At 71.2% G+C, this 14,277-nt stretch carries 15 protein-coding genes; 8 read left to right on the plus strand and 7 right to left on the minus strand.

Translation table 11 applies throughout. The annotated features are described in order from the left end of the window. The 3 genes from ACWC21_RS25675 to ACWC21_RS25685 form a co-directional block, all read left to right on the plus strand. The coding region (locus tag ACWC21_RS25675; RefSeq protein ID WP_450885168.1) for a S1C family serine protease at positions 1-1,377 on the plus strand (1,377 nt) is incomplete at its 5' end. 203 nt (positions 1,378-1,580) lie between these two features. Beyond that, complete coding sequence (locus tag ACWC21_RS25680) at positions 1,581-2,030, plus strand: sec-independent translocase (protein ID WP_450885169.1); 450 nt, start codon at positions 1,581-1,583, stop codon at positions 2,028-2,030. Between the two features lie 173 nt (positions 2,031-2,203). Then, entirely contained in the window at positions 2,204-2,875 is a 672-nt protein-coding gene (locus ACWC21_RS25685; RefSeq protein WP_450885170.1) for a hypothetical protein, read from the plus strand. A 165-nt stretch (positions 2,876-3,040) separates the two neighbouring features. Here ACWC21_RS25685 and ACWC21_RS25690 read toward each other — a convergent pair whose 3' ends face one another. From ACWC21_RS25690 to ACWC21_RS25700, 3 genes are read right to left on the minus strand one after another with little or no spacing between them, the layout of a single operon-like run. After that, positions 3,041-4,174 (minus strand): Mrp/NBP35 family ATP-binding protein, encoded by a 1,134-nt coding sequence (locus ACWC21_RS25690; RefSeq protein ID WP_450885171.1) that lies wholly within the window; start codon positions 4,172-4,174, stop codon positions 3,041-3,043. 42 nt (positions 4,175-4,216) lie between these two features. Then, positions 4,217-4,840, minus strand: a complete 624-nt coding sequence (locus tag ACWC21_RS25695) for a DUF1003 domain-containing protein (protein ID WP_450885172.1) — start codon at positions 4,838-4,840, stop codon at positions 4,217-4,219. Beyond that, positions 4,830-6,143: a magnesium transporter MgtE N-terminal domain-containing protein gene (locus ACWC21_RS25700; protein ID WP_450885173.1), complete on the minus strand. Its 1,314-nt coding sequence runs from the start codon at positions 6,141-6,143 to the stop codon at positions 4,830-4,832. The genes ACWC21_RS25695 and ACWC21_RS25700 overlap by 11 nt, the downstream gene beginning before the upstream one ends. 211 nt (positions 6,144-6,354) lie before the next feature. Here ACWC21_RS25700 and ACWC21_RS25705 point away from each other — a divergent pair, with 211 nt between their 5' ends. Continuing rightward, positions 6,355-7,101 (plus strand): hypothetical protein, encoded by a 747-nt coding sequence (locus tag ACWC21_RS25705; protein ID WP_450885174.1) that lies wholly within the window; start codon positions 6,355-6,357, stop codon positions 7,099-7,101. A 366-nt stretch (positions 7,102-7,467) separates the two neighbouring features. Here ACWC21_RS25705 and ACWC21_RS25710 read toward each other — a convergent pair whose 3' ends face one another. Together ACWC21_RS25710 and ACWC21_RS25715 are read right to left on the minus strand one after the other, a co-directional pair. Continuing rightward, entirely contained in the window at positions 7,468-7,986 is a 519-nt protein-coding gene (locus tag ACWC21_RS25710) for a hypothetical protein (RefSeq protein ID WP_450885175.1), read from the minus strand. Positions 7,987-8,010: 24 nt separating this feature from the next. After that, on the minus strand, positions 8,011-9,129 hold the full coding sequence (locus tag ACWC21_RS25715; RefSeq protein ID WP_450885176.1) for a magnesium and cobalt transport protein CorA: 1,119 nt from the start codon (positions 9,127-9,129) through the stop codon (positions 8,011-8,013). 480 nt (positions 9,130-9,609) lie between these two features. Here ACWC21_RS25715 and ACWC21_RS25720 point away from each other — a divergent pair, with 480 nt between their 5' ends. Next, positions 9,610-10,194, plus strand: a complete 585-nt coding sequence (locus ACWC21_RS25720; protein WP_450885177.1) for a suppressor of fused domain protein — start codon at positions 9,610-9,612, stop codon at positions 10,192-10,194. Between the two features lie 30 nt (positions 10,195-10,224). Here the strand turns inward: ACWC21_RS25720 and ACWC21_RS25725 are convergent, their stop codons facing one another. Further along, positions 10,225-11,448 (minus strand): MFS transporter, encoded by a 1,224-nt coding sequence (locus tag ACWC21_RS25725; RefSeq protein WP_450885178.1) that lies wholly within the window; start codon positions 11,446-11,448, stop codon positions 10,225-10,227. A gap of 153 nt (positions 11,449-11,601) precedes the next feature. On the opposite strand from ACWC21_RS25725, the gene ACWC21_RS25730 reads away from it, so the two are divergent. From ACWC21_RS25730 to ACWC21_RS25740, 3 genes are all read left to right on the plus strand, one after another. Next, positions 11,602-12,243, plus strand: coding sequence for a DUF6758 family protein (locus ACWC21_RS25730; protein WP_450885179.1), 642 nt, complete (start codon positions 11,602-11,604; stop codon positions 12,241-12,243). A 109-nt stretch (positions 12,244-12,352) separates the two neighbouring features. After that, entirely contained in the window at positions 12,353-13,210 is an 858-nt protein-coding gene (locus ACWC21_RS25735; RefSeq protein WP_450885180.1) for a PHP domain-containing protein, read from the plus strand. 88 nt (positions 13,211-13,298) lie between these two features. Then, entirely contained in the window at positions 13,299-13,904 is a 606-nt protein-coding gene (locus ACWC21_RS25740) for a MarC family protein (RefSeq protein WP_450885181.1), read from the plus strand. 89 nt (positions 13,905-13,993) lie between these two features. Here ACWC21_RS25740 and ACWC21_RS25745 read toward each other — a convergent pair whose 3' ends face one another. Then, entirely contained in the window at positions 13,994-14,146 is a 153-nt protein-coding gene (locus ACWC21_RS25745) for a hypothetical protein (RefSeq protein ID WP_330337947.1), read from the minus strand. Positions 14,147-14,277 lie beyond the last annotated feature (131 nt).

The following is a 14,277-nucleotide window of genomic DNA, read 5'->3' on the forward strand; positions in this document are numbered from 1 at the left end:
GCCGCGCCCCCCGCGGCCACCGTCCTTCCTCCGGAGGTGCCGCCCGCCGGGCCGTCGCCTGCCGCGCCCCCCGCGGCCACCGTCCTTCCTCCGGAGGTGCCGCCCGCCGGGCCGTCGCCTGCCGCGCCCCCCGCGGCCACCGTCCTTCCTCCGGAGGCGCCGCCCGCCGACCCCTGGCACCGCTACGACCCCTGGGCCGCCCCGTCCCCGGCCCACGCCCCGTTCCAGCAGACCGGTGCCGCCGTGCCCACGGCGCGGCAGCGACGCGGGCGGACCGGGCGGCTGCTCGCGGGCGGGGCGGTGCTGCTCGCCCTCGTGTCCGGCGGTGTCGGCGGTGTCGTGGGCGCGTCCCTGGAGCGCGAGGGTGGTCCGGGGACCGTACGGCTGCCGCAGGCCGGCAAGGAGCCCTCCGGACGGCCCGCGGACAGCGTGGCGGGGATCGCCGCCCGCGCCCTGCCCAGCGTCGTCACGCTGCATGTGAAGGGCGGCGACGAGCAGGACACCGGCACCGGCTTCGTCCTCGACACCCGGGGCCACATCCTCACCAACAACCACGTGGTCCAGGCCGCCGCGGCCGACGGCGAGATCACGGTGGCGTTCAGCAGCGGCGACACCGCCAAGGCCCGGATCGTCGGCCGGGACACCGGCTACGACCTGGCCGTCGTCCAGGTCAGCGGCGTACGCGGACTGCGGCCGCTGCCGCTCGGCAACTCCGACAACGTCCAGGTGGGGGATCCCGTCGTCGCCATCGGCGCGCCCTTCGACCTCGCGAACACCGTCACCTCGGGCATCATCAGCGCCAAGGAGCGGCCCATCACGGCGGGCGGCGAGAGCGGGGACGGCAGCGACGTGTCGTACGTCGACGCGTTGCAGACCGACGCCCCGATCAACCCGGGCAACTCCGGCGGGCCCCTGCTCGACTCCCTGGCCCGTGTCGTCGGCATCAACTCGGCCATCCGCTCCGCCGACAGCGGTTCGGACTCCGGGAGCGGCCAGGCCGGCTCCATAGGCCTCGGTTTCGCCATCCCCGTCAACCAGGCCAGGCGCGTCGCGGAGGAACTGATCAACACGGGGAAGGCGACCCACCCGGTGATCGGCGTGACCCTCGACATGGAGTACTCCGGCGACGGCGCCCGCATCGGTGCCAAGGGCGGGGACGGCGGTCCCCCGGTCACCGTGGGCGGCCCCGGCTACCGGGCCGGCCTCAAAGCGGGGGACGTCATCACGGAGGTCGACGGCACGGCCGTCCACTCCGGGGAGGAGCTGATCGTCAGGACTCGCGCCCACCGTCCCGGCGACCGCCTTCGCCTCACCGTCCGGCGCGGCGGCCGTACGCGGGAGGTCCCGCTCGTCCTGGGGTCGTCCGGCGGCGACTGACGGAAAGTTCACGGCCCGGACCGCACCCGGGGCCCGACAAGGCAAACAACCGGGAAAACCGGCCGTCCGCACCCGGTCGGAGTCCCGGGGACAGTACCCGTCCCACGGCATCGCCGGGTACCGTGGGTCCGGCCCGGACCACGGAAGACCCGCACCGCAGACCGCTGAGGGCCGAGGACCGAGGACATCGCGAGGAGCTTCAGGTGTTCAATGACATAGGACCACTCGAGCTGGTGACGATCGTCGTGCTCGCCGTGCTCGTCTTCGGTCCGGACAAGCTCCCGAAGGTCATCCAGGACATCACGCGTACGATCCGGAAGATCCGCGAGTTCTCCGAGAGCGCCAAGCAGGACATCCGGCAGGAGCTGGGCCCCGAGTTCAAGGACTTCGACTTCGAGGACCTCAACCCCAAGACGTTCATCCGCAAGCAGCTGGACAGCGACGAGCTGGGGCTGAAGGAGATCCGCAACGGCTTCGACCTGAAGAAGGAGATGGCCGAGGTCACGGACGCGGTGAACGGCCGCGAGACCGAGGCCTCCTCCTCGTCCGGTGCCGGCGCCTCCGGTTCCTCCGGCGGCCGTGTCGACATGACCAAGAAGCCCGAGGACCCGGGCAAGGACGACCGTCCGCTCTTCGACGCGGACGCCACCTGAGCATCGCGCCCCCGCGCTGAACCGGCCGCCCGTGCGGACGCACGCGCCGGGCGGCTTCGCTGCCGCTCTCAGCGGTGTGGATATGCTGCCGAGTTGTTGTGCGGGCCGGGCGAGTACGCCCGAACGGGGGCGGGCCGTCCCGGCCCGACGAGAGCTAGGAGGCGTCCGGGCAGATGGAGACGACAAGTCGGTCAGTCGCGCAGGCGTCGGCCGCGGAGGGCGGACAGCAGGCCCCCTCCGCCCGGCACACGGTCGACGGCTACCTGCTGGCGCCCTTCCCGTGGTACGGCCTCGACGAGGCGTTCACCGGGCCGCGCCAGCTGATGCAGGTCGGTACGGCGGCCGACGGCGCCGTCACACACGGGTCGATAGGGCACGGCGACGAACCCTCCGTACGCAACGAGCACGTCGCCGCCTCCGCGGACGAGCCGAGGGAGAAGTTCGCGGTCGTGATCACCGTGGCCGCGAACCCGCCCCGCAGGAGCGCCGACGGCACGGGGCTGCTGGAAGCGACGTCGGTCTCCTCCGCGGCCTGGCTGGCCGGCGTGGGCCTGCTGTCCTGCACCTGGCCCGGCCACCTGGACCACAGCCTGCGCGACGACTGGCTCGAGCAGCAGACGGAGACGGCGTGGGCCCTGGCGGACGACCTGGACGGCCCCGAGTGGTCGACGCTGTCCCTGCCCGTGGACGGCGTGCCGGCGCAGTTCCACTACCGTGAGTCCGAGTTCGGCTGGGTGCTCGCCGGAACGACGCAGCAGGGGGTGCACCTCGGGGCGTACGGCAGGGGCATGAGCGCGTACGGCTTGGGCTTCGCCGTGATCAAGGATGTTTCCGCGTACGCGTGACAAAGGGGCGCCGGTGGGTTTCGGCGCCCCTTCGACGTAGGGCCTGGTGCCGTCGGGTGCGGCTGCTGGTTTTCGGTGGCCGGTCGCGCCCACGCGGCGGAGCCGCATGTCGGACGCGGACCCCGCGCCCCTTGGCTGGCTGCCGTCAGCGGCGTTTCAGGAACCTCAGAACTTGTTCTTCGGGGTGATCCCCAGCGACAGCCCCGACAGGCCCCGCTGCCGGCCGCCCAGCTTGCCCGCGATGGCCCGCAGCGCGGAGCCCGCCGGGGAGTCCGGGTCGGTGAGGACCACCGGCTTGCCCTCGTCGCCACCTTCGCGGAGGCGGACGTCGATGGGGATGTTGCCGAGGACCGGCACCGTGGTGCCCGTCGTCCGGGTGAGGCCGTCCGCGACCAGCTGGCCGCCGCCCGTGCCGAAGACGTCGACCATCTCCCCGCAGTGCGGGCAGGGCAGGCCGGACATGTTCTCGACGACGCCGACGATCTTCTGATGGGTCTGGACGGCGATGGAACCCGCCCGCTCGGCCACCTCGGCCGCCGCCTGCTGCGGGGTCGTCACGACCAGGATCTCGGCGTTCGGGATCAGCTGGGCCACGGAGATGGCGATGTCGCCGGTGCCGGGCGGCAGGTCCAGGAGCAGGACGTCGAGGTCGCCCCAGTAGACGTCCGCGAGGAACTGCTGCAGGGCGCGGTGGAGCATCGGGCCGCGCCAGACGACCGGGGCGTTGCCCGGGGTGAACATGCCGATGGAGATGACCTTCACGCCGTTCGCGGACGGCGGCATGATCATGTTCTCGACCTGGGTCGGGCGGCCGTCGGCGCCCAGCATGCGCGGCACCGAGTGGCCGTAGATGTCGGCGTCGACGACACCCACCTTGAGACCGTCGGCCGCCATCGCCGCCGCCAGGTTCACCGTCACCGAGGACTTGCCGACGCCGCCCTTGCCGGAGGCGACCGCGTACACCCGGGTCAGGTTGCCGGGCTTGGCGAAGGGGACCTCGCGCTCGGTCTGGCCGCCGCGCAGGGCGTTCGCCAGTTCCTTGCGCTGCTCGTCGCTCATCACGTCGAGCGTGACGTCGACACGGGTGACGCCCTCGACCCGGGAGACCGCCTCGGTGACCCGCTGCGTGATCGTCTCGCGCATCGGGCAGCCGGAGACCGTCAGGTACACGGTGACCGCGACCGCCCCGTCCGCGCCGATCTCCACCGATTTGACCATCCCCAGTTCGGTGATGGGGCGGTTGATCTCGGGGTCGTTCACCGTCGCCAGTGCCTCGCGCACCGCGTCTTCCGTAGCCATACGACGATGGTACGGCGCCCCGAGGGGCCTCCGGGTAGCCCGTCAGCGGTCGTCTGCGTCACGTCCCGGCGACCGTTCCGTCCGCTCTGCCGGAACTGCCGGAACCACCGGAATCGTCACGTGCCCGTCATGGTGCCGCCGCTCCTCCAGCTCCTTGAGCAGGTCCTGGAGCTCGGAGCGGATCCAGTCGCGGGTGGCCACCTCGCCCAGGCCCATCCGCAGCGAGGCGATCTCGCGGGTCAGGTACTCGGTGTCGGCGATGGACCGCTCGTTCTGCTTGCGGTCCTGTTCGAGGTTGACCCGGTCCCGGTCGTCCTGCCGGTTCTGCGCGAGCAGGATCAGCGGCGCCGCGTACGAGGCCTGCAGCGACAGCATCAGGGTCAGGAAGATGAACGGGTAGTTGTCGAAGCGCAGGGCGGCCGGCGCGGACACGTTCCACACCACCCACAGGATGATGACGACCGTCATCCAGACGATGAAGCGGCCCGTGCCCAGGAACCGGGCGATCTTCTCCGACAGCCGTCCGAAGGCCTCCGGGTCCCATTCGGGCAGGAACCGGTGCCGGGGCGCGCGCGGCTGGTCGAGGCGGGGCGTACGCGGCCGGGTGGCGGCCGTCGCCCCCGCCGGGGTGCGGTCGCGGGCGCCGCTCTCACGCTCAGGAGCCATGGACACCAGCCCCCTCGTCCGCCACCGTGCCTTCCGTGTCCTCCGCGTCGAGGTGGAACTCCGTCTCCCGCCAGTCCTCGGGCAGCATGTGGTCCAGTACGTCGTCCACGGTGACCGCCCCCAGCAGCGCCCCGGACTCGTCGACCACGGGCGCCGCGACCATGTCGTACGTGGCGAAGAACCCGGCGACGACCGGCAGCGCGGCGTCCGGGTCGAGCGGTTGCAGGTCGTCGTCGACGAGCGAGCTGACCAGCGTGTACGGGGGATCGCGCAACAGGCGCTGGAAGTGGACCGTCCCCAGGTACTTGCCGGTCGGCGTCTCGTCGGGCGGGCGGCAGACGTAGACCTGGGCGGCGAGCGCGGGGGACAGGTCGGGGTTGCGGACCCGGGCGAGGGCGTCGGCGACGGTGGCGTCCGGCCGCAGCACGATCGGCTCGGTGGTCATCAGACCGCCCGCGGTGTGCTCCTCGTACGACATCAGACGCCGCATGTCGGCCGCGTCCCCGGGCTGCATCAGGCTGAGCAGCCGCTCCTTGTCCTCCTCGGGCAGCTCGGCGAGCAGGTCGGCGGCGTCGTCGGGGTCCATGGCCTCCAGGACGTCCGCGGCGCGCTCCTCCTTCAGCTTGCCGAGGATCTCGATCTGGTCGTCCTCCGGGAGTTCCTCGAGGACGTCGGCGAGCCGGTCGTCGTCGAGGGCGGCGGCCACCTCGGCACGCCGCTTGGCGGAGAGGTGGTGCAGCACGTTGGCCAGGTCGGCGGGGCGCAGCTGCTCGAAGGTGGCGAGCAGGCTCTCGGCGCCCTGCCCGTGCTCCTCCAGCGAGAACCCGGTCACGGCGGACCACTCGACGGTCAGGGTCTCCCCCTTGGCCCGGCGGAAGGCACTGCCCTTCCTGCCCCGGCGCACGAAGACACGGTCGATCTCCCAGTCCCGGCGGGCCGGGAGCTGCTGCACCGACAGGTCCAGGACGGTCACCTCCTCGCCGGCCTGGACGAGGGTGACGCGGCGGTCGAGCAGTTCCCCGAAGACCAGGCGCTCGGTGGGCCGCTGTTCGAAGCGGCGCACGTTGAGCACCCCGGTGGTGATGACCTGTCCGGACTCGATGCCGGTGACCCGGGTCATGGGCAGGAAGATACGGCGCCGGGTGGCCAGTTCGACGACCAGGCCGAGCAGCCTCGGGGGGCGTCTTCCGACGCGCAGCATGACGACCAGGTCGCGGACGCGGCCCACCTGGTCGCCGGTCGGGTCGAAGACGGGGACACCGGCGAGGTGCGAGACGAAGATCCGGGGGGCGCCGGCTGCCATGGTTGTGCTTCCTTCTCGTACGGCCTGCTTGGGGCTGTAGCGCTCAGGGCGCTCCTTTCCCGAATTGCCCGCTCGGGTGGGCTTCAGGCTAGCCCGTCCCGATGGCGGGTGCTCTGGCGAGCCGTCCGGACGGACCGGCTCCGCCCGCGGTCCGGCGCCCCGGTACGCTGCCGTACGCCGCTCAGGACCCGTCAGAAAGGCAGCCCCACCTGTGACTGCGATTCCCCACGGCCGAACCCGCCGGGCCGCGCTGCTGAGCGCGACGTGCGCACTGGTCGTGACAGGGGCGGCGCTCGCGGGGTGCAGCAGCGAGGATCCGGACGCGGGCACCAACGGGGTGGGCAAGCTGGCCCCGGACCGGATCCAGTCCCAAGCGCTGACGGCGGCCAGGGCCGCGGGAACGGTGCGGCTGTCGGGGACCGTGGTCACCAGCGGGCGCACGTACACGCTCGACATGCGGCTGAAGGACGACGGCGGCACCGGGTCGGTCACGTCGAAGGGGGCGGCCTTCCGGTTGCTGCGGGTCGGCGAGCAGCTGTACCTGAAGGCGAACGCGGACTTCTGGGACCACGCCGACGGCAGCGACGGCAACGCGGGGGCCGTGGGCAAGCTCGACGGCAAGTACGTCAGGGTGCCGACGCGCGACCCCGCGTACAAGAAGTTCAGCGGCTTCACGGACAAGGACCTCCTCCTCGAGGGACTGCTGGCGCTGCACGGCACGCTGGTCAAGGACGGCCACTACGAGCAGTCCGGCGTCCGTACCGTCCGCATCACCGGCGACAAGGGCTCCGGCGGCACGCTGGACGTCTCCCTGGAGGGCAAGCCGTATCCGCTCCGCCTGGTCCGCGGCGGTGGAGCGGGGACGCTCCGCTTCTCGGACTGGGGCAAGGACTTCTCGGTCGCGAAACCGGCCAAGGGGGAGACGGTGGACTACGGCAGGCAGCTGCCGACGTCGTAGGGGTGCGGGGGCCTGCCGGCGGGCTGCCGGGCGGGTGGCAGTGGGTTCGGCCCCGCCGGGCACCGCCGTCGGGCTGATCGCCGGCGCGGCGGACTTGCCCGGGCCGGGGGCCACGAGGGCTGAGCCCGTCCGACCGCCGGTCGGAAACCTCCGCAGGCCAGGTCTGTCCGACCGGCGGCCCGGAAACTCCCGCAGGCCAGGTCTGTCCGACCGGCGGCCCGGAAACTCCCGCAGGCCAGGTCTGTCCGACCGGCGGCCGGGAACCTCCGCCGGCCAGGTCCGTCCGACCGCCGGTCGGAAACTCCCGCCGCGACGGCGCTCAGCCACCACGGTGGTCGCCGGCGGTGCCGAACCGCGCTCGGCCCCCTACTTCCCCTTGCGCCGCCGCGCGAGCAGCCGCGGCAGCCCCGCCGGGATCGGCCGACGCGTCGTCGCGGGCGTGGGCACCGGTGGCTCGGCCAGGCTGCCGGACGGCAACGGCAGGGACGCCCCACCCGGCACCAGGCGGAGCACCCGGCACTCGCTGAGCCAGCGCCGCGTCATCGCCTCGCCGTCCGGCGCGTTCAGCCGCTTGCCCTTGAGCTCGGCGACCGCCGCCTCCCACGCCTCGGAGCCGGGCGCGAGCTCGGACACGGTGGCCGTCCAGGTGACCAGCCGGCCGCCCTTGTCCTTGCTGCGCACGGTGACCTCGGCCGAGCCGCCGTCGGTCAGACCGGGCAGCGGCTGCTCCCCGGGCCCGTCGCCGACCAGGCACACCGCACCCTCGTGCCACACGTGCCACAGCGCACGCGCGGCGGGGGCGCCGGCGCCCTTGACCCAGACGAGGCCGGACTTCTTGGTGGCCTCCTCGACGAGGGCCCGGTCGAGCAGCTCCGCACTTGTCATGCGCCCAGCCTATCCAGGCCGTTCCTACAGCCAGCCGTTGCGCTTAAGGGTGCGGTGGATGCCGAGGCAGATGACCACCGTGATGCCCATGATCACCGGGTAGCCGTACTTCCAGTGCAGCTCGGGCATGTACTTGAAGTTCATGCCGTACACCCCGCACACCATCGTCGGTACGGCGATGATCGCGGCCCAGGCCGTGATCTTCCGCATGTCCTCGTTCTGCGCGACGGACGCCTGCGCGAGGTTGGCCTGCAGGATGGAGTTCAGCAGTTCGTCGAAGCCCAGCACCTGCTCCTGGACGCGGGCGAGGTGGTCGGCGACGTCCCGGAAGTACTTCTGGATGTCGGGGTCGATCAGTCGCATCGGCCGCTCGCTCAGCAGCTGCAGGGGCCGCAGCAGCGGCGACACCGCGCGCTTGAACTCCAGTACCTCGCGCTTGAGCTGGTAGATCCGGGCCGAGTCCACACCTCGCGACACCCCGCCCTTGCGGCCGGGCGAGAAGACCTCGGTCTCCACCTCGTCGATGTCGTCCTGCACGGCGTCGGCCACCGCGATGTACCCGTCGACGACGTGGTCGGCGATGGCGTGCAGCACCGCCGAGGGGCCCTTGGCGAGCAGTTCGGGGTCGTCCTGCAGCCGGTGCCGCAGGGCCCGCAGCGAGCCCTGACCGCCGTGCCGGACGGTGATGAAGAAGTCCCGGCCGGTGAAGCACATGACCTCGCCGGTCTCCACGACCTCGCTGTCACCGGTGAGCCGGTCGTGCTCGACGTAGTGGATGGTCTTGAAGACGGTGAAGAGCGAGTCGTCGTAGCGCTCCAGCTTCGGCCGCTGGTGCGCCTGCACGGCGTCCTCGACGGCCAGCGGGTGCAGCCCGAACTCCGCTGCGATACCGGCGAATTCGGCCTCGGTCGGCTCGTGCAGCCCGATCCACACGAAGCCCCCGTCGCGCCGCACCTGGCGCATCGCCTCCTGCGGGGTGGGCGACTTGCCGAAGTCCACCCGCGAACCGTCGCGGTAGACGGCGCAGTCGACGACGGCCGACGGCGTGGCGGGGTCACGGGTGGTGTCGTACACGCCGGCGTCCTTGCGCAGCGAGACGCGGGAGGGGCGGACGACGGCACGCAGGTCGCGGATCATCGACATGGGCAGGCTCCTTCGCGGGCGAGCAACGAAAGACCGCCGGCGGCGGATGGAACTACCCGGAATGAGGACGTTTTCACTGCGGATGTTTGGCACGTCCACAAAGCGGGGAGCACCGCACCGTCGCGGTGGCGACTTCGCTACTGATGCAGAACTGATGGAGATCAGGCAGATCAGGCAAAGCGAATGAAGTGCTCTTCCGAACGACGGCCGAACGACGACAGAACGACGACGCGAACGTGAGGGCGGCAGCCAGCCAGGAACAGAATCAACAGCCGGAAGAGCGAGTGGTACTGCACGGTCGACTTCGATCCATGACAGCCCCACCTCCTCCGGCCGGTCCCTCGTAAGGGAGTCTCGTCGGCGTCGGGACCCGATAGCCACGCTTCTGCGTGCTGCCCCGAACCACCGGCTCAGAGTATCAGTCGCCCGAAGTGTCAAGGCGCCGCTTTGCCCGCTGCTGACGAGTTCTATGCTCACCGCATGGTTGATGTTCTTCCTCTGGTGGAGGCACGGTTGAGCACCGCGCTGGGTGAACCGGACGCGCGCGCCGCGGTCACCTTCCTCGGCACGGACCGCATCGAGGTGCTCCGCTTCCAGGAGGGTGACGTCGTCCGCTACGCCACGCTGGGCATGTCCGCGCACCCCATGACGGACCCCACGGCGATGCTCGCCGACCCCGTGAAGGGCCCCCGCGCCGAGCTGGTCCTGTCCGTCCGCGCAGGCCTGGCGGAAACCGGCAAGGTGCTCCGCCCGCTGGCCGTACTCGCCGCGTCCCCGCAGGTGGAGGGCGTGGTGGTGGCCCCTGGTGCCTCCCTGGACGTGGGCGAGCCGCTGTGGCCCGGCGCTCCGTTCACCTCGGTGCTGGTCGGCGAGCCGGGCGGTCTGGTCGAGGACCTGCGACTCGACGAGCCCATGGACCCGGTGCGGTTCCTGCCGCTGCTGCCGATGACCCCGAACGAGGCCGCCTGGAAGCGGGTGCACGGTGCCCAGGCCCTCCAGGAGCGCTGGCTGACGAACGGGACGGACCTGAGGGATCCTTCCCGCAGGTCCGTCCCGCTGGAGTGAGCAAGCTCACCAAGCTCCTTCGGTGGACGGTCAGTTGGCGAAGACCGTGACGCCGTCCTCGGTGGCGTGCCGGGGCTGCAGCTCCTCCGTTTCGTGAGTGAGGGCGCCACGCCGTACGAGGACGACCAGTGCGGCCAGCACCGCGGTGACCGCCGCGGCCACGAACGGGATGTGGATGTCGGTCCACTCCTCGATCTTCGGCGCGAAGTAGGGCGCCGCCGCGGCCGCGAACCACCGTACGAAGTTGTAGCCGGCGCTCGCCACCGGGCGCGGCGCGTCCGACACGCCGAGGGCCAGCTCGGTGTACACCGTGTTGTTCAGGCCGATGAAGGCGCCGGACAGGATCGTGCAGACGACGGCGGCGGTGTGGCCGCCGTAGCCGAGGACGAGCACGTCCGCCGCGAGCAGCACCAGCGAGCCGCCCAGCACCTTCAGGGAGCCGAACCGTTCCTGCAGGCGCGGTGCCACGAGCACCGAGAAGACGGCGAGCAGCACGCCCCAGGCGAAGAACACCGCGCCCGAGCGGTACGGGGTCATGTTCAGCACGAACGGCGTGAAGGCCAGCACGGTGAAGAACGTGTAGTTGTAGAAGAAGGCCGAGGCCGCGGCCGTGGCCAGGCCGCCGTGGCCGAGTGCCTTGAGCGGATCGAGGAGCGAGGTCTTCCGGGCGGGCTTCGGCTGTTCCTTCAGGAACGCCGTGATGCACAGGAAGCCGATCGCCATCAGCGCGGCCGTGCCGAAGAAGGGGTAGCGCCAGCTGGCGTTGCCGAGGGCCGCGCCCAGCAGCGGACCGCAGGCCATGCCGAGGCCGAGGGCGGACTCGTACAGCAGGATCGCCGCGGCGCTGCCCCCGGCCGCCGCTCCGACGATGACCGCGAGGGCCGTCGACACGAACAGGGCGTTGCCCAGTCCCCAGCCGGCCCGGAAGCCGACGAGCTCGGCGACCGAGCCCGAGGTGCCGGCGAGGGCGGCGAAGACCACCACGAAGGCCAGGCCGAGCAGCAGGGTCCTACGGCCGCCGATGCGGCTGGAGACGAAGCCGGTGAGCAGCATCGCCACGGCGGTGATCAGGAAGTACGAGGTGAAGAGCAGGGAGACCTGGCCGGCGGTGGCGTTCAGGCCCTGGGCGATGGACGGCAGGATCGGGTCGACCAGGCCGATTCCCATGAAGGCGACGACGGACGCGCCGGCCGTCGCCCAGACCGCCTTGGGTTGCCGCAGGAGCCCGCCGGCTCCCGCATCGAGGGTGTCCATGCCTCTCTCCCATCAGATAGTTGGTATTTACACATACTAGATTAGGGTGGCTAATTAATGCAAGATGCACCTAACTCTTCCCGGTCAGGCGATTCGCGGCGGACGGGTGATCGTCCTTGACGTGAGGCAACAGGGGTAGGACCGTGGAGCCTCATGAGGGGCGAACCCAGTTGCCCGAAGTGCGGTGGCCGGGTCAGGGCTCCCGGTCTCTTCGCCGACGCCTGGCAGTGCGATGTGCACGGGTCGGTGCATCCCCTGCAGCCCGTGATCCCGCCCAGCGTCGAGGCCCTCGGTGTGGTCGTGCGCCGCACGCAGGTGCCGGTGTGGATGCCGTGGCCACTGCCGGTCGGCTGGCTGTTCACGGGGGTGCGGTACGCGGGCGACGACCGCAGTGGCGGCCGGGCCACCGCGGTGGCCTGCTCCGGACCCGGCCCCCTCGGTGGCGTCGGTGAGCTCATCCTGGTCGCCGAGGAACTCGGCGTCGGCCTCGGCGCACGCTACGCGGGCATCGACGCCCCCGACCCGGGGCCGTACATGAACGTCGAGAAACCACCCCAGGCCAAGGTCCTCGCCGCCGGCCGCCCGACCCCCCTCTGGCACGTCTACCGCACCCCCGACGACCGCGCCGTCTTCGCGGGCGAGGCGCTCGGGCTGTGGCTGTGGGCGGTGGTGTGGCCGGAGACGACCGGACTGCTGATGTACGACGAGCTGGTGCTGACCGATCTGCGGGACGCCGGGGCGGAGCTGGACCTGGTGCCGTGCGGGGCGCTGTCCCCGCGGCTGCTGGAACCCTGAGAGCTGACTGTAGGGGGCGCAGCGGGGCTGCGGGTGTGACAGGGCACCCCTTACCGGCCGCTATCCTTAGGTGTCCCCTTCCGAACCGTCCCTGCCTGGAGTCCGCGTCGTGCGCATCGATCTGCACTGCCACTCCACGGCCTCCGACGGTACGGACACCCCGGCCGAACTGGTGGGGAACGCCGCCGCGGCCGGCCTGGACGTCGTCGCGCTGACCGACCACGACACCACCCGCGGCCACGCCGAGGCGATCGCCGCACTGCCTGCCGGCCTCACCCTGGTCACCGGCGCCGAGCTGTCCTGCCGGGTCGACGGCGTCTCCATGCACATGCTGGCCTACCTCTTCGACCCCGAGGAGCCCGCCCTGCTCGCCGAGCGCGAGCTGGTCCGGGACGACCGGGTGCCCCGGGCCAAGGGCATGGTCGCCAAGCTGAACGAGCTGGGCGTGCCGGTCACCTGGGAGCAGGTGGAGCGCATCGCCGGGAACGGCTCGGTCGGCCGCCCGCACGTCGCCTCCGCGCTCGTCGAGCTGGGTGTCGTGCCCACGGTGAGCGACGCGTTCACCGACCAGTGGCTGGCCGACGGCGGCCGGGCGTTCGTGGAGAAGCACGAGACCGACCCCTTCGAGGCGATCCGCCTGGTCAAGGGCGCGGGCGGAGTCTGCGTCTTCGCCCACCCGGCCGCCGCCAAGCGGGGCCGCACGGTGCCCGAGACCCGGATCGCCGACATGGCCGCGGCCGGCCTGGACGGCATCGAGGTCGACCACATGGACCACGACGCCGACGCCCGGGCGCGGCTGCGCGGGCTGGCGAAGGAACTGGGGCTGCTGGTCACGGGGTCGTCGGACTACCACGGCAGCCGCAAGACGGTGGCGCTGGGCGAGTACACGACGGACCCCGAGGTGTACGGGGAGATCACACGGCGTGCCACGGGGGCGTTCCCGGTGCCGGGCACCGGCGGAGCCTGAGCTCGCCCCACCCCCTCACGTTCGTCTCCCTTCCCCCCTTCCTCCCCACCCCTTTCCTCCTTCTTCCAGCAAGGCCTGTTCCTCACCCATGTTCGACGTCGCCGTCTTCGGCTCCCTGTTCCTGACCCTTTTCGTCATCATGGATCCCCCTGGGATCACCCCGATCTTCCTGGCCCTGACCGCCGGACGCCCCGCCAAGGTGCAGAAGCGGATGGCCTTCCAGGCGGTCTGTGTGGCCGGCGGAGTCATCGCCGTGTTCGGTGTCCTCGGCCACCAGATCCTGAACTACCTGCACGTCTCCGTCCCCGCGCTGATGATCGCCGGCGGGCTGCTGCTCCTGCTGATCGCGCTGGACCTGCTCACCGGCAAGACGGACGAGCCGAAGCAGACCAAGGACGTCAACGTCGCCCTCGTTCCGCTGGGCATGCCGCTGCTGGCGGGTCCCGGGGCCATCGTGTCCGTGATCCTGGCCGTGCAGAAGGCCGGCGGTGTCGCCGCCCAGGTGTCCGTGTGGTCCGCGATCCTCGCGATCCACGTCGTGCTGTGGCTGGTGATGCGCTACTCGCTGCTGATCATCCGGGTCATCAAGGACGGCGGTGTGGTCCTGGTGACGCGGCTCGCGGGCATGATGCTGTCCGCGATCGCGGTGCAGCAGATCATCAACGGTGTCACGCAGGTGATCAGGGGCGCCTGAGCCTCGCATGAGGCCGCCGATGCGCAGAGCCCCCGTACGGCAACGCTGCCGTACGGGGGCTCCGAAGCTTCTGCGGTGATCCGCGTCTGTTATGAGGCCGGGGTCTCGGCCGGTCGGATCCACAGTCGCTGCCCGATGGCGGCGGCCTGCTGCACGATCCGGTTGACGGAGGCGGCGTCCACGACGGTGCTGTCCACGGTGGTGCCGTCGACCTCGTCGAGTCGCATGATCTCGAAGCGCATGGCTTCTCCCTTCGTCTGGTCATCCTCCTGCGGAGAACTACTGGTGTCGTCGTGACATACGTATTCAACGGGCTGTGTGTTACAAACATTCCCTACGCTAAAGAAATTTTTCGAACGTCTAACTACTGACG

The sequence above is a fragment of the Streptomyces sp. NPDC001348 genome, assembly GCF_053597535.1.